Source organism: Bombilactobacillus apium (assembly GCF_013385145.1).
GTDB classification, from domain to species: Bacteria; Bacillota; Bacilli; order Lactobacillales; family Lactobacillaceae; genus Bombilactobacillus; species Bombilactobacillus apium.
In genome coordinates this window covers 47,517-63,700 of the sequence record NZ_JABZEC010000004.1, presented here as the reverse complement: position 1 = coordinate 63,700, position 16,184 = coordinate 47,517, and the positions used below count along the sequence as shown (strand labels likewise).

General features: G+C 37.1%; 12 protein-coding genes and 1 pseudogene. 9 read left to right on the top strand and 4 right to left on the bottom strand.

Annotation, left to right across the window (positions count from 1 at the left end):
• Window positions 1-327: 327 nt before the first annotated feature.
• From HU830_RS05085 to HU830_RS05055, 7 genes and pseudogenes are all read left to right on the top strand, one after another.
• A complete protein-coding gene (locus HU830_RS05085; protein WP_176942707.1) occupies window positions 328-495 on the top strand; it encodes a bacteriocin in 168 nt (55 codons plus the stop codon).
• Window positions 496-834: 339 nt separating this feature from the next.
• Window positions 835-2,037 (top strand): glycosyltransferase, encoded by a 1,203-nt coding sequence (locus HU830_RS05080; protein WP_176942706.1) that lies wholly within the window; start codon window positions 835-837, stop codon window positions 2,035-2,037.
• A 398-nt stretch (window positions 2,038-2,435) separates the two neighbouring features.
• Window positions 2,436-2,892, top strand: a pseudogene (gene tnpA / locus HU830_RS05075) (IS200/IS605 family transposase).
• A 490-nt stretch (window positions 2,893-3,382) separates the two neighbouring features.
• Complete coding sequence (locus tag HU830_RS05070) at window positions 3,383-5,557, top strand: peptide cleavage/export ABC transporter (protein ID WP_176942705.1); 2,175 nt, start codon at window positions 3,383-3,385, stop codon at window positions 5,555-5,557.
• The gene (locus HU830_RS05065; RefSeq protein WP_176942704.1) at window positions 5,550-6,932 is read left to right on the top strand and encodes a bacteriocin secretion accessory protein; all 1,383 of its coding nucleotides are present in this window, start codon (window positions 5,550-5,552) and stop codon (window positions 6,930-6,932) included. Before HU830_RS05070 ends, HU830_RS05065 begins: the two co-directional genes overlap by 8 nt.
• 216 nt (window positions 6,933-7,148) lie before the next feature.
• A complete protein-coding gene (locus HU830_RS05060) occupies window positions 7,149-7,346 on the top strand; it encodes a hypothetical protein (protein WP_176942703.1) in 198 nt (65 codons plus the stop codon).
• Window positions 7,347-7,565: 219 nt separating this feature from the next.
• Entirely contained in the window at window positions 7,566-8,474 is a 909-nt protein-coding gene (locus HU830_RS05055) for an MFS transporter (protein ID WP_176942702.1), read from the top strand.
• 228 nt (window positions 8,475-8,702) lie between these two features.
• Here HU830_RS05055 and HU830_RS05050 read toward each other — a convergent pair whose 3' ends face one another.
• The 3 genes from HU830_RS05050 to HU830_RS05040 are packed head-to-tail and all read right to left on the bottom strand — an operon-like array spanning window position 8,703 to window position 12,579.
• On the bottom strand, window positions 8,703-10,298 hold the full coding sequence (locus HU830_RS05050) for an ATP-binding cassette domain-containing protein (protein ID WP_176942701.1): 1,596 nt from the start codon (window positions 10,296-10,298) through the stop codon (window positions 8,703-8,705).
• 8 nt (window positions 10,299-10,306) lie between these two features.
• Window positions 10,307-11,494 carry a peptidase M16 family protein gene (locus HU830_RS05045; protein ID WP_176942700.1) on the bottom strand — a complete coding sequence of 396 codons (1,188 nt, stop codon included), beginning with the start codon at window positions 11,492-11,494 and terminating at the stop codon, window positions 10,307-10,309.
• Window positions 11,470-12,579, bottom strand: coding sequence for a ThiF family adenylyltransferase (locus HU830_RS05040; RefSeq protein WP_176942699.1), 1,110 nt, complete (start codon window positions 12,577-12,579; stop codon window positions 11,470-11,472). Before HU830_RS05040 ends, HU830_RS05045 begins: the two co-directional genes overlap by 25 nt.
• 550 nt (window positions 12,580-13,129) lie before the next feature.
• Between HU830_RS05040 and HU830_RS05035 the strand changes: the two genes are divergently transcribed.
• A complete protein-coding gene (locus HU830_RS05035; protein WP_176942698.1) occupies window positions 13,130-13,408 on the top strand; it encodes an AbrB/MazE/SpoVT family DNA-binding domain-containing protein in 279 nt (92 codons plus the stop codon).
• A 559-nt stretch (window positions 13,409-13,967) separates the two neighbouring features.
• Window positions 13,968-14,258 (top strand): transposase, encoded by a 291-nt coding sequence (locus HU830_RS09190; RefSeq protein WP_176942697.1) that lies wholly within the window; start codon window positions 13,968-13,970, stop codon window positions 14,256-14,258.
• A gap of 99 nt (window positions 14,259-14,357) precedes the next feature.
• Here HU830_RS09190 and HU830_RS05025 read toward each other — a convergent pair whose 3' ends face one another.
• Window positions 14,358-16,154 (bottom strand): heavy metal translocating P-type ATPase, encoded by a 1,797-nt coding sequence (locus tag HU830_RS05025; protein ID WP_176942696.1) that lies wholly within the window; start codon window positions 16,152-16,154, stop codon window positions 14,358-14,360.
• Window positions 16,155-16,184 lie beyond the last annotated feature (30 nt).

Here is a 16,184-nt window from a genome sequence, read left to right as displayed (position 1 = left end):
AATATGGTTATTAAAAAATATTATTTAACTTTAGTTATCGAATTTTAACTGTAATTTACTTATTAGAGCTGTTTATATTGGTCTTACTTGGTAAGTTTTTAATGTCTTTACTGAATAGCTTGTGTTAAACAAATAACTATTTTAAATTACAGTCAAGCAATGAGTTTTTATAATAGTTTGTAATGATAAGTTTAGCAAATGGAAAAAGAAGGGGGAAAGTAATTTAGAAAATTATGAGTGACTCATTGTTTGTATAAATTCGTCTGATAGTGAGTGTTTATTTAGCAGTGATAAATACATTTTAGATTTGTTTAAGGAGATATTCTTATGAGTAGTTTAGAACAAATTTCAAAATTAAATAACGAAGTTTCTGAGCAGACATTAGCTTCTGTGAGTGGTGGAAGAGGATATAGTAACAAATGGTGGTATAAATTTCTAAATGGAATGGGACAGGTAGCTGAAGCTGGATCTGGATTATGGCATATTAGATACTAATTTTTATCTGAGTGGTAAAGTTTAAAAGCAGGTCGTGTGTGGGAGATACTTAATCATAGTGTCTCCCATGTTTTTTAAATAATATTGGTGATCGTATGATTAAGCTACTAATAGGTATATTTTTAATGCTTTTAGCTATATTTCAGATAATTAATTCAATTAAGTATTTTAGATTTATTAAAAATGATGCCACTAAGGCCACTTCACAATTTTCGCTTTATGCAGTTTACGCTGGTTTTGTTTTTGGGGTAACCTTATTTTTATTAGGTACAATCACAGTTTTTTGAAAATATAGTTGTATAAGTAATTTGAAAGAATTAGAAAGAAGATGTTTTATACATGAAATATAGAGATCCTAATGATTTTTCTGATTCAAATTTTAAAACAATAAATATTCAAACTAACGACCGCGCTCCTATAATTATCGGTTTAATAATGGTTAAAAATCAGGAAGTAAAGATCGTAAAAACCATCAAATTAATAAAAAATATTTGTGATAAAATAATAGTGGTAGATACAGGATCTACTGATAATACTGTGAAAAATATTCAAAATGAATTTCCTGATGTAATAATAAGAAAAATCAAATGGATAGAAAACTATTCTCTTATGCGTAATAAATGTTTGTCTTTTATCAGGAAAGGAGACTGGGTATTTTGTGTTGACTCTGATGAATATTTAGATTCAAATTTAAGCTATGAAGTTTTACATCAATTTGTGTATAATATTGACTCCAAATACCCCGGATATGATATAGCGTGTACCGTTAAACAAAATCTTAGCAGTTTGGGATCATTTGTTAGATCTAAAAGAATATTTAAGAAGACAGATACCATTTATTATTTTGGATATGTTCATGAAGAATTAAGAAGTAAAAATGCTAAACAAAATCTTAAAATAGATACTGATATTGTTTTTAATAATACAGGTACTAGTGTTGAAGATATCAATAAATTTAGTAAAGCAGAAAGATATTCAAAGCTACTTCTTAAAAATATCGAATTAGAACCTAATAATCCAAGATGGATTTCTTTAGTGACTCCAGACTATATTGAATTAGGACTTATTTCTAATAGTAAATATCAAGAACAACTGGAAAAAAACATTTTTAAAAATATTAATAATAAAGTTTTTCTTAAAGAAAATATCCGATCTGGACCATACTTGAAATATTTATTAGAGCAGTTTTGTTTATTGATGATTAGCAAGCAAAATTGGAAAATAGTCAAAGAATGTGCTGATTTTGCTGATAGTATTTTTCCCTATGATGTAAATTTTGTTATGTATAATTTGAGCACATTTTTTTCTTACGTTGAGAGTACTAGTCAATTGTATTTAAATGAAATCATTAGTAGATATTCAAATGTAAACGAGACAGAAGTTGATGAGGAGTCTCAAGGTTCTGAGGAGGCTTTAAGTGCATTACTTGTTAGGCTCTTTATACTAACTCATAATTATGATAAAGCACGTGAGATATATCTTAATATAAAAGATCCGATGATTAAGGATGCTTTGATTTTGGATAGTAAGATACTGGAATAAATGTTCAATTGTTATTTAATTTTTAGTCACTTTAGTTGTAGGATAGTTAAAATATGACTCGGATATAAGACATTATATTTAGAGATTTATGATAGTTAGTTATGACTTTAGGTGATCTATTTTAGATTCTTGATTATCTTCTACTTTGATCATAACGGTATTTGTTTAGTTTCAAACACGTGAGGAATATAAACACTTGTGTAATTATTAATGGTGATTATAGTATGTGGAAAAATAATAATTTTAAATTATTTTTCCACATTTTTTGTTAATACGATCGAATAAACCACAAGTTTTACTTGTGGGGGACAAAACAGCTTTAGCATGAAAAACTTCCTTTCGAGATAATAGTTTTTGGCTATCAACCATAACTAAATCGAAAGGAAGTTTTTTTGGTCTTGAAACAAGACGCTAATAGCTTAGCATACACTAGATGGAATTGTAAGTATCATCTAGTTTTTATACCCAAGTATCGACGTAAGGTGATTTATGGTGAATTAAGAATCGACATTGGCCGTATTTTAAGAAGGCTCTGTGAGCTGAAAGAAGTAGAGATTATCGAAGCCCATGCGATGCCAGATCACATTCATATGTTGGTTCGAATTCCTCCCAAAACTGAGTGTTTCCCAGTTTGTGGGCAATTTAAAAGGACGTAGTGCCGTAATCATTCACGAGCGGCACGCTAACTTAAAATATAATTATGGAAATCGAAGCTTTTGGGCGCGCGGGTACTATGTCAGTACCGTGGGATTAAATTAGAAAATTATTCAAAAATATATTTGGGAACGGGAAGCCGAAGATCGTGTCCAAGATAGTATCAGTAAGAGAGAGTATCTAGATCCCTTTAAGAAATAGTAGAGAGTAAATAAGAATAGTTAGCGGTTGATAGTGTTTTGTTGGGCCCCTTAAAGGGGCTTTTTGTGCCAGGTGGAGCCCTTCTAGAGCAGCTATGCTGGTGGATACTTACTATCATGAATCGTAGCATAACCAAGAAATTGGAATAGCATATGAGTATATTAGAAGATTGGTCTGAGTAGTATGTTTTTTAGATAGAAAAGCCGTAGAAAATTACAGTATGTAACAAATAATTAAAGTAAATAGCAATTAAAAATTATCATATAGAGGCCAAGATATAAGTGGTTAACTAAAGCCTATCTAAATTAATTTATATAATACGAGGAAGAGTTAGGAATGTCTTAAATAACAAGCTTGTATTTAGGTAATTCTTTGGATAGATTAATAACAGTTATTATTATCTAAATTTATATTTTGTAGTCTAGATGGGTAAAAATCTTTTACATTTCCCAGGAATTTTTGTCTTAATTTTTTAGGTGGGAGATAAACTATGAATCTTAAAAAAATTTATGTAGCACAAGTTGATGAAGAAGATTGTGGGGTAGCTTCTTTGGCCATGATTTTGAAAAATTATGGTTCACAGTTTTCACTAGCCAAATTACGTAATTTTACGAAAACAAACAATGAAGGGACAACGGCTCTGGGACTCAAAAAAGCGGCGGAGCATTTTGATCTTGAAGTTCGGGCAATTCAAGCTGATATGACTTTATTTGATTTACAGGATATTCCATACCCTTTTATTGCTCATGTGATTAAAGAAGGAGGATTACTTCATTATTATGTAGTACTTCAAGCTACTGGAAAAAATATTTTGATAGCTGATCCTAATCCTGATATCCAGATTACTAAGATGCCACGCAAACAATTTGCTCAAGAGTGGAGTGGAGTAGCTCTCTTTTTTGCACCAACTTCTACTTATAAGCCAGTTAAAGATAAAAAATCAGATTCATTGTTTCAATTTTTGCCAGTTATTTTGAAACAAAAGCAACTTTTAATTAATATTATTTTAGCGGCTCTTTTGGTTACCCTAATCAGTATTCTGGGTTCCTATTTCCTTCAAAGTATTATTGATACTTATATTCCTAATAACACGATGCATACTTTATCTCTAATTGCGATAGGATTAATTGTTGCTTACATTTTTCAGGCGTTATTTTCTTATGCTGAAAATTTCTTGTTGGCGATTTTAGGTCAAAGACTTTCGATTGATATCATTTTGGGATATATTCGTCATATCTTTGAATTGCCAATGTCTTTTTTTACTACTCGTAAAACGGGAGATATTATTTCGCGATTTAATGATGCTAACAAAATTATTGATGCTTTAGCTAGTTCTATTATTTCGGTTGGCTTAGATTTAACGATAGTAGTTATTATGGCGATCGTCTTAACGCTGCAAAATGGTATTCTATTTTTGATTACTTTAGTAGCTTTGCCAATTTATAGTATTATTATTTGGATCTTTAATAAACCCTTTGAAACTTTGAATCGAAAGCAGATGGAAAGTGGTGCGATACTAGATTCATCAATTATTGAAGATCTACATGGAATTGAAACTATTAAGGCTCTTTCAAGCGAACAACAAAGCTATCAAAAGGTAGATCAAGAATTTGTTGATTTATTAAGGAAAAATTTAAAATACACAAAAATAGACCAATTGCAGCAGGCCTTAAAATTGTTTGTTCAGCTTGGACTCGGGGTAGTTGTCTTATGGATTGGGTCAAATTTGGTAGTTCGTAATGTTTTAACTATAGGACAATTGATGACTTTTAATGCGTTATTAACATATTTTACAAATCCCCTCCAAAATATCATCAATCTCCAGCCCAAGTTACAAAGTGCTAAGGTGGCTAATAATAGATTAAGCGAAATATATTTTATTGATTCAGAATTTAAGCAACAAAGACCAATTAAAAATATTGAATCTCTCCAAGGACCAATAGTTTTGGAACATATCCATTATAAATATGGTTATGGTGAAGATGTCCTTAACGATATTAATCTAACTATTCAGCCGCAATCTAAATTGACAATTGTAGGAATGAGCGGCTCGGGAAAATCGACTTTAGTTAAACTCTTGGTTAGTTTTTTTGATCCATCTGCCGGAAGAGTCCTGATTAACAAAAATAATTTGATCGAAATTGATAAAGAAACACTGCGAAGTCAAATTATTTATGTTCCACAGACTCCTTATGTTTTTTCTGGAACTATTTTAGAAAATCTAAAATTAGGAAATCGTAAGGATGTAACCTTTGAAGATATCCGTCAGGCCTGTGCAATTGCACAAATTCAAACTGATATTGAAAAAATGTCTCTTCAATATGAAACACCCTTGGATGAGAATGGAGATATTTTATCTGGTGGTCAAAAACAAAGAATTACTATTGCTCGAGCATTGCTATCTCCGGCTCAAGTTCTTATTTTAGATGAATCTACTAGTGGATTAGATGCGATCACAGAGGCGCATCTGATAGATGAACTATTAGATCTGAATAAAACGATCATTTTCATTGCTCATCGCTTAGCTATTGCTCAGAAGACTAACAATATTGTTGTTTTGAAGCATGGTAAATTGATAGAACAAGGTACACATCAAGAATTGGTTCATCTAAGAGGGGAATATTATCAACTTTTACATGCCACGGGGGATGATAATAATGGATAAATCGATTTTAGAGAGTAGCGAATTTTATGATAAACGTTTTAGTAATTTTTCAACAATGATTATTATTCCCGTGACGTTATTAGTAATACTAGTAGTAATTTTTTCGTTATTCTGCCAACGTGAAATTACAATTCAGTCTGGAGGGCAAGTTGATTCAGGGAAAGCGGTTCCAATTATTCAATCTACAAGTAATAATAAAATTATCCATAATTATCTTAAAGAGGGTCATTTAGTTCATAAAGGAAAGCCGCTAGTTACCTATCAATCCGATTCAATTAATCGTCAACTAGATTTATTACGACGACAAAATGATTTAATGCAACAACAGATTAGTGCTCTTGAGACCTTGAAGACTAGTATTCAACAAAATCGAAATCTTTTTTTTGGAAATGATAAGTTTGGTTATGAGGATCTTTATAACAGTTATAGCAATCAACGCCAAGTATATCTTTTGGAAAATAGTAATTTAAAACAAAAATCTAGTCAGGAGAATAGTAAAAAAAGCCAAATTACTAATAATATTAATTCTAGTTTGCAAATAAATCAAAGTCAATTGAACTCTTATATAGATGTTATTAGTGCTATTAAATCTGGAATACGTCCTCGAAATTCTAAGTATAGTTATATTTATCAAGATTATGAAAAGCAAAATAGGGACCTTTCAGAGGCAGAAAGAAGTGCCAATAAAGAAGAATATTTAAATAACTTGCAGCAGCATGTGGATCAATTAAGAAATACTATTCAAAGTTCTACACAACAAAAGATAGAATTGGAAAATTTTGATTCTAATCAATATAATATTGCCTCAAATAATCAAAAAATTTTAAGCTTGCAAAATGAACAACTAAAGTCCTGTTCAGAATCGAAAGTTGAATTGGAACAGAAAAAAGATGAAAATAATTTAAAAATAAAAAGTGTGCAAAGCTCTACTAAGGATCTGGAGGTTAAAGCACCAATTTCTGGTATGATTCATATTCTTAATCCTGATGAACATTCTAAATTAATAGGAATGGGGAATCCAATCGCTCAGGTTTATCCAGTATTGGGGAGAAATAAATTTGTTAAAATTAAGTCTTATGTTGAACCTCGAGATATTTCAACAATTAAAAAGGGACAGAAATTAAGATTAAAAATTATCCGAAATGTTTCCACTCCTATTATATTAGAGGGAAAAATTGAAACAATTAGTGTGGCACCAGTAACAATTAATAAAAGTAATTTTTATGTTGTAGAGGCCTTAGCCAGAATCCCCACTAAGCAAAGTAATAATTTACACTATGGAATGGTTGGCCAGGGTTCCATTATTACGGGGAAAGAATCATTTTTTGCTTATTATAAAAATTATTTTTTAGGACAATCTGATCAGAATAATTGAGTTTTAAAACTTTTGTATTGACTATTAAGTCTATAATTATTTTTTTAGAAGTAAGATTGAAGAGGTTCTCAATGACATTAAAGAGGAGAAATTACCTGTCTCGAATATCATCCAAAGAGAAATCAAGGTCAAATTATTTCCAGTTAAGGTTTGTTTCACTAGCAAGACCGTCCTACAACCATTTCAGACTAACTCTTACTATTGGAGGGAAAAACAATGTTTAATCTATTATTAGGAATTTTCGCGATTATTTTGGGGATTCTGGAATTTATTAATACTCAACGCTACTTTCGAGTTTTGAAACAGCAACAGACATCTTCTAGCTCGCACTTTTCTTTGGCGACCCTCTATTTCGGCTACTTTTTTGCCGTAGTTATGGTCATCATGGGAATTATCAGCTTCTTTAAAATCTAACTCGGGGAAATACTCTGTTTTTGCGTCAACTAATAAATTATGATATAGTGCGCATCAATTAATGTTTTTTTGATCTGAGGTGGGATTGATGCTCGAACAGTTGCGACGTAATCAGAGAATTTATTACGGGGCCTTGGCTTTAGTCACCGTGGCTTTATCTTTACCTCATGCGATTTTAACAGTCCTCTTATTGGATAAGGGGCTGACTTTAGCACAATTATGCTCATTGAAGCCAGTTTCAGTGGCTTGGTTTTGCTGTGTGAATTTCCCAACGGCGTTTGGGCTGATTTATATTTTAAGAAAATAATTTATTTATTGGCCAATGCCTTGTTGTTGGAAATGTTTCTCCTAATCTGTTGGGGACATTTTTTTCCGGTTCTAGTCTTGGCCTGGATTTTATATGGGATTTCTTCAGTTTTGTGGAGTGGAACGATTGATGCCCAGATAATTAATGATCTCAAGTATTTGGGAGAAGGCGCCCAAGTTGATCCCTTTGTCAAAAATGATCAGCGAATCTATTTTAGAGCTTTGATTTTAGGTAGTTTATTGGGGGGCAACTTGTATTTTGTCATCGGTGGCCAGATTTATATTTTAGCCTTTGGGGTGACCTTAATTGCTAGTGGACTAGTAATTTGGCAATATCATGGTTTACAAACTTGGCTGCCTGCTGAAAGTTCGCCCAAAATGACTCGTAAAATTCACCAGCATCTGCAGACTAGTTTGCAGGAGTTACGAACACAACCGCGACTAGGTATGATTGTCCTCTTAAATGTCGTCATGCAAATCTTTTTCCAGACCCATTATCAGTTATGGCAGGCTTTCTTATTGGAGTCAAAATTTCCCAAAGCAATTTTTAGTCTAATTTACTTATTATTTCAAGCTATCTCGATTTTGGCTTGTAGTGTGCCCCTGACTCGACTGCCTTCCCGTCGCAGTTGGGCTTTGATCTTTGCGGGAAGTTGTCTCTTAGCCTTAGTCTTTTGGGGACGGCAGCGTTGGTTAATGGCTCTAATCTACTTAGCCTTTGTTTTTGCCTACAGCTTGCTGGATTATCCTTGTAAAACTTACTTTGCACAAATTATTTCGCCGACGAGAATTAGTGCTTTGACTTCCTTCAACTCACCTTGAGTCGTTGCGCCTCGCTCTTAGTCTTATTAGGGACAAGTGCTTTGGTTGCCAGTGTCCCAGTATATTTAGTTCTAATAATTAACTTCATGCTTGTTTCAGGCCTCTTGAGTCTTTGTTTTTACCTTGGTCGCCATGATTAGACAAGGGTTCCCTTTGCCAAGTGAAAATTTTAGTAAAAAAGAAAACTGACCCTTACTGGAGAGTCAGTTTATTTGTTCTGGGGAGTTTTTAAGCAGTGGGAGTGCCCAATTCTGTTAAATCTAAAATGCGATCGAAAAGTCTTTGATCAGCAGGGCTAATTTGGTGAGCAACTTCAATCACTGTTCCTGGAAAATCTCGTAAGAAGATTTGATGAATTTGTTGAGCTAAGTGGGGGTCTAAAGCGGAAGTTGCTTCGTCGGCCAAGAGTAAAGGTCGTTGAGCCACTAAAGCGCGCGCGATTTCCAAGCGTTGATTTTGTCCTCCCGAAAGATTTTGGCCGTGGGGACCGACTTGATAATTCCAACCTTTAGTAGCAACTAAATCACTTAAGCCAGCTTGAGTAGCGGCTTGTGTTAATTGTTCCAAACTTAAGGGACGTCCGAGAGTAATGTTGTAGCGCAAAGTATCGTCTAAAATAAAAGGTTCCTGTTGGATGACGGCACAGTATTGATGGGCTTGCTCCCAATTACCCGTACAATCAAGACCGTTAATTAAGTATTTGCCGGCAGTAAGCCGATAATTTCCGGTCAAAACCTGGAGGAGGGTCGATTTTCCCCAACCAGAGGGAGCTTTGAGCAACACTTTTTCACCGGCTTTCACCCTTAAGTTGAGCCCTCGAAAAATAGTTTGTTCCCCTAAGACGACGGTAGCGTCTTGGAGTTCAAGCTGCTGAAAAGTTGGTCCGGGAGTTAATTTTGCTGGGGGAAAAGTTGACCTGTTGGCGAGACTAGCTTGTAATTGTTGCCAGATGGGACTGGTGGTGTGGCGATCATTAAGGGCACTGAAAATATTGACGATCGGATTAATGAAATTGTTGGCTAATTGGGTAATCATCATGAAAGTTCCCAAGGAAATCTGTCCATGAACGACGAAGTAAATTCCAAATGCAAAGGGGATGATTAGACTACAGATATAGGCTCCGGTGGTGGTTACCTCCGTGGCAGTAGCTTGCAGCCAGTTGGTCTGCTGTAAAGCGGTTTCCATTTTTTGAGCAGCTTGCGCGAAACGTTTTTGGAAGGTGGCTCCGACCTGATAGAGCTGGGCTAAGCCAACCCCGGTGACAGTGTCTTGGACGGTTCGAGTATAGTGGCGGTTGGCAATTTGCCAGTGCGCGGCCCGTTGAGCAATGGCTTGTCCAAAGAGCTTTTGAATAGTAGCCGGAGCTAAGGCCGCGACTAGGAAAATCAGAGCTAAGGACCAAGAACTGACCAGAGCAGCAATCAAGGCTTCAATGAATTGGCCAGCGTTAAAGATAATTTTTAGTTCAGCTTGGATGCGGGCAGTTTCGATTTGTTTGAGGTCATTAGTTAAAAAAGAAGTGTCCAGATTATTCTGCTCCGGGCGTGTTTGGAGAAGGGCAGTTGCGGCTTGACTTTTCAAGCGTAAATTAATAGTGGCGACAATTTTGGTCGTGATAAATTGATAAACAATACTGAGGCCGCCAAAAACTAGCAAACCGCCTAAGGCCCCTAGAGTGAGCAATCCTAAGCTCCCGGTGGGAGCTTGGGCGAAATTAATAAATTGCTGAAAGATGTAGGCAACAAAGACCACCTGTAATCCTTTAGCTAGGGCGAGAACTACATAGAGAATGATTTGCCAGATGGGAGCATATTTGAGAGTCATAGGCACTCCTATTGATACTTTAATAAAATATTATACGGTTGTTGGTCGGAGGCTAAAGTAGTAGTCAACTCTTGCCAAGATTTTAAAATTGCCTTGCGGTGGACTTGAGTTAAGGAAACAATTTTTTCTTGAGAAGGATCCATGCGGGCAAAAGCGGCCAAACTACTAGCGACGCCATCAAAAAGACAATCTTGTTGGAAAGTCAGGGCACGAAAGGCCGCGGTTAATTGCGGATCTTGGAGCGTCTTTAGTTGGGCCAAAGCTTGCTGGAGGCCTTTGATAGTTTTAGGGGCATCGTTAGGCGCACAAGCTGATAAAATTTGTAAGTATAATTGCGACCCTCGGTATAAGGGCAGCGGTTGGGCCATATAGAGTTGGGGAACCGTTTGGTGTAATTGCTGCAATAGGGCTGAAGGCCCAGTTTGTAATAAAGAAAAAGTTAAACTAAGCGCTAAAATCATGGCCGGAGGTAAAGGTTGAGTTGTTAGCGGCGTAATGAGTGATAAATGGGCGATTTGCGCTGTTTGGGGATCCCCGAGAATGACTGGTTCAGTTTGCAAAGCCGGGGAGTCCGAACTGGAAGTTGGCGGGACAGTCGCCTGTGTCGGCCATTGGGACCAAACTTTCAGCAAGTCGAGAGGATTTTGGGAACAATCTCCGGCAATCAGAAAAGTTACTTGCTTTGGCGTCAGTTGTTTTTCACAAAAGTCAGTGATATCAGCGGTCTTGATAGTTGCTAAATCCTGAATATTTCCTAAAACTTCATCATGGTAAGGTTGCTGAGCATCGAACATCTTTCCCCTAGCTTGGGTAGCAAACTTTTCCGTTAAGCTAGCTTGATAATGTCGTAATTCTTGTTGAACGACGGCTTTTTCCCGCTCTAATTGCTCAGAAGTAACTTGAAAATGTTGGAATTGTTTCCAATAATTAGGCAAAAAGTCAGCAATGGCCGCTTTTTCACCGAGAATTTGCAGAGCGATAAAGTGAGCTGTCGTACTTCCGGAAATTTTGATCCAATCAGGACGCGGAATCTGGTGGACCAAAAGATGCTCGATGAGATGGGGAAGGCCGTTTTGATATTGAGAATTTAAATGAATTTTACAAGTTACTCCAGCCAAGGGACTTCCCGGGAAGGATCGTTGATAGACCACGAGGCCATTGTCTAAATGGCTTACTGAATGGGAATAATTGACCATAATTTGCTCCGATTTCTAATTGAACCGCACGTCGGACAATTGTCTTGCCGGGTGAAAGGGACGAATTTCTCTTCTTGAAGTTGATTGTAATCAAAACGATACAAGGCATTACCAAATTCTTGTCGTTGCAAAACTTGATCAAGCCAACGTTTGGCAATCCAGGCAGTTTCTAAGAGCATATTGGGCAGGATAATTGGGGTAGTTGGGTGAAAATCACCATTTTGAAAGGCCGTAATTAGTTGTTGGAAGCCGGCGTTGTCGCGACTGCTTAAGAGGCAGTCAATACAAGCGGTTTTTCGAGGATCAACTAATAGTAATTTACCGGAATCCCGGGCGCTAAAGCCATAAAGACTGGGAATTTGTTTTTCAAAGCAAGCACGGTTGATAATTCGCTGAGCAATATAGGGGGGCTCATCGATACAGCAAAAACCCCAATCAGCATTTTCCAGTTCTTTCTTAGCCCCCGCTACGCTGGTGATTCGTTGTTTGGAAACTGTAATTTGGGCTTGGGGCTGGCGCGCCAAGAGAAATTGTCGGACAGCGTCAACTTTGAAATGTCCTAGATCTTGGTCTTGAAATAAAAATTGTCGATTGAGATTTGATTGTTCAATCAGATCGTCATCAACTAGATGAAGGTGTTGAACCCCCAAATTGATTAGTTGGAGGGCCAGCAAACTACCCCCGCCGCCAGCGCCAAAGATGGTAACGTGCATCTTTTGAATTTGCTCTAAAACTTGGTCTCCAGCAAAGCCTTCACTGTAGTAATAAGTCAGATCAGCTTGGAAGCGGCCCGCTTGGGTCATTTCTGAAAAAGGTTCTTCTAAAACTGCTAAAGAGTGTTTTTGTCCCAGTTTGACAATCATCAGACTTAACTGGCGTAAGCTGAGTTCGGGGAACTCTTGCAAGAGACTACGGACGGAATGTTCGCCGTCCATCAGTTGACAGATCGGTAGAAATTTACCCTCCGGATCAGTAATTTCGATCACATCATTATCGTCGGTCCCGATCCGCACAATACCTGTTTGGTATGTATAAACCAATTTATCTCGATGAATCATGGGATAGTAGTCGAGTAGTTTTGCCATTAATCTTAATCTCCATTCTGCAAAAAAGGACCTTTAGTCAGTCAAACTGCCAAGGGTCCTCTTTTGCTAGTCCTTAAATGAAAAACCAATTGATACTATCGTCACTAGTATGACGTACTTCGGCGATTTCAAAATTGGTTTCAGTTGAGTGGGCTGCGGTCCAACTTTCAAATTCAGTCATAAGATCCATTGTCTCGCCTTCCTTCTGTTCTTATTAGAAGTGTTAATTCTTAAGAATTAAGGAAAAGAGACATTCATCTTTTGAATCCTAGATAAATGTCTCTTTGAAATTGATTTAGATAAAGAACCAGTTTGTGCTGTCGTGGTCATCATTGCGAACTTCAGAAACTTCAAAGTCTTCTGCTCCAGAATTTACGGCAACAAATTCGTTAATTTTATCAGATGAATTCATTAAAGATGCCTCCCCTCAATTTTTAAATAAATAATTTCCTGATCAGGAATTATCCTACAGACATTAGTTTAGCATATATAATTCTTGTGTCAATGGTTAATCACGTTAAAAGCTAAAAAATAGCTATTATATATTTTTATGTGGCTATTAATTTATCATTTGAAATATCGCTTTAAAGAACAAATACGCTTGGCAAAGTGGGGAAACTCTAAGGCTGTTAGAATTCCTAGTCAAATTATTAAGCAGTTAGAGGATAACCAAGATATGACAGTAGCAATTAAAGATGGATCAATTACTTTAACGCCCATAAAAAAGTGTCCAACTAATATTCACGAACTGTTTAAGGACTGGCAAGATGACGGAAAACGCGATCATGAGCTTGATTGGGGTGAGTCAGTAGGTAATGAAGTTCAATAGTAAGCCAAGGTGATATATATTATGTTAACTTTAATTCCAGTAGTGGCTATGAACAGATTATTTGTACAAATTATTATTCAGTATTGATGATGGATAAACGAAGATATTTTTTGCTGGACAAATTTCTAATTGAAGTGTAACAAGAAGCCAGATAATAGGCCTCATAAGCTTGTAGCTTGCTACACATTATCCCAAGTTTTCGGGCAGAAGGGTCGCACTTGATTTGATAATTAATCTGAACTATCTAAAATTTTCTTATTAAATATGCAGCTAATTGTGGTTACTAAAAGAGGCTGTGACATAAGTTTCCAAGAAAAAAGGACCGCTAGAAGATTTTTCATTTTCTAGCGGTCCCTTTTGTTTTAAAATCGCAATGATACCCGAACTTTACCACCTTTTTTGAAATAATTAGCAGCACAGAAAGCTTTAGACACGACCATCGTTGCTGATGCCGGTTATGGATCAGAGCGAAATTACTGTTTTTGCGAAGATGAATTAAGTTCTAAAACCGTAACTATTCCTTATAGTACGATACGATGCTCAAAGAAAACAGGCGCAAGTGGCGCATGATGATCGAAAAGTAAAGCATTGGGAATACTATAATGCCCAACAGCGTCAACTACAAACCGCCGGACCGACCAAGTCAAGTTACGCACAATGCAAGATTGATGTCGAACCTGTTTTTGGACGGTTGAAGGCTTCTTTGAAGTTCCGTCGTTTCTTGGTTCGAGGTTTAGATAAGGTAACTAAGGAAGCTGGATTGTTAGTATTAGTCTTAAACATCTTAAATTTAAGGTCCCGTTTAGGACCACTTTTAAAAACAGGAGTAAAAATAAGAGTTACCAAATGATTTTTTAGTTTGGCAACTCTTATTTTTATTTTTGACTGGACTTATGTTACAGCCTCTTTTAGTGGAAAATTTTCGCTTTGATTTTTAAAGAATAAATAATTAGTTGAATTTGGTTTTTCCGTGCCGGGCTTTTAGCGACCAAAGAATGGAAATTGTATCAATTACTTCTTGGAGGAGAGCCCCAATGATGGTTGGGATAATACCAACTGCCGCGATTAACATCAAAGCAGTACAGATGAAGATCCCAATCAGGACGGATTGCTTAGCAATGACCATCGTTTCTTTGGCGATAATGATCGCCCGACTGAGTCGACTGAGGTCATCTTTGAGAATCACGACATCAGCTGATTCACTAGCAGCAGAAGAACCTTTGGCTCCCATAGCTACACCCACATCGGCGGTCGCCAGAGCTGGGGCATCGTTGACACCATCGCCAATCATCGCAATTGGCCGTTGATCCAGCTGATAATTTTGGAGAGCTTTAATCTTATCTTCTGGTAGTAATTGGGCTTGGAACTTAGATAAGTTAACCTGTTGGGCGACTAATTGGGCAGTTTCTGCATTATCTCCGGTCAACATTTCGAGATCTTGAATTCCTAAATTGCGTAAATCGGCCATCGTTTGGGCTGCTTCTGGTCGAACTTGGTCTAGGAAGGTGATTTTTCCGGCATATTGGTTATCGATGGAAACGTAGATCGTGGGCTTAGTCGGGGTCAACTTTTGCTGGGGATCGACAAATTCAATCCGACCAGCTTTGATTTGGTGGCCGCGTAACTGAGCTTGGACTCCTTGAGCCGTAACTTCACTGAGATCTTCGGGTTGAAGTAAGGGACCATGGTAATAGTTCAATAAGGAAATTGCCAGCACGTGGTTAGATTGTTGTTCAACACTGGCTGCCGTTTGGAGTAAGGTTTGCTTATCAAATCCCGGCGTCGGCTCAACGGAATCTAGAGATAATTCCCCAGTCGTAATGGTGCCAGTTTTATCAAAGAAAATCGCCTTGAGCAGGGATAGCTTTTCAATCGCGGTCCCATTTTTAACGATAATTCCGTTCCGGCTGGTACGACTCATTCCCGAAACGAGAGCAATGGGAGCAGCTAAGATCAAAGGACAAGGAGAGGCAACTACTAGGACTTGGGCGAAACGATTCGGATCGCCTGAAATTAGCCAAGCCAAACCGGAAATAATTAAGGCGACAATTGTAAAAGGCACCGCGTAGCGATCAGCCAAACGAACAAAATGGGCGGGTTGATTCTGGGACTCCTTAACTAAACGAATAATCTTTTGGTATTGCGAGTCCGTTGCCAGCTTAGTCGCTTCGAACTCGATGGGGCTATCCCCGTTAATTGATCCCGACATTAATTCGCTGCCGAAATGTTTGTCAACGGGTTGAGATTCACCAGTTAAGGAAGATTCATCGAAACTGCCACTACCCTTGGTAATTTTTCCATCGACCGGAACTTGTTCTCCGGGTTTCACGAGTAAGTGATCGCCGATTTTGACGGTATCTAATTGGACATCCTTAATTTCTTCTGGACTAACAATTAAGTGAGCCTGTTCCGGAGCTTTTTCTAAGAGCGCCTTGAGTTCACTGCCGGCTTTATTGGCGGCATAGTCTTCTAAAGTATCTCCGCCGACCAACATTAAAAGGATAATCAAACTGGCCCAGTATTGGCTGACAGCCAAGGTCGATAAGATCGCCATAATGGCTAGGAGGTCAACCCCGTACTTGCCGGAACGAATGGTTTTGATCATTTCAATGGTCATCGAGAAGGCTAAAAGTAAACCGACCACAGTAATTAGAATTTGCGCCCAGAGATTGAGATGGAAGGCAAATTCGAGGACAAAGGCCAATAAGCCAATGCCAAAAATAACTAATAATTTTTTATAGTGCATGGAGTCACTCCTTGAATTTCTAGTTTAGAA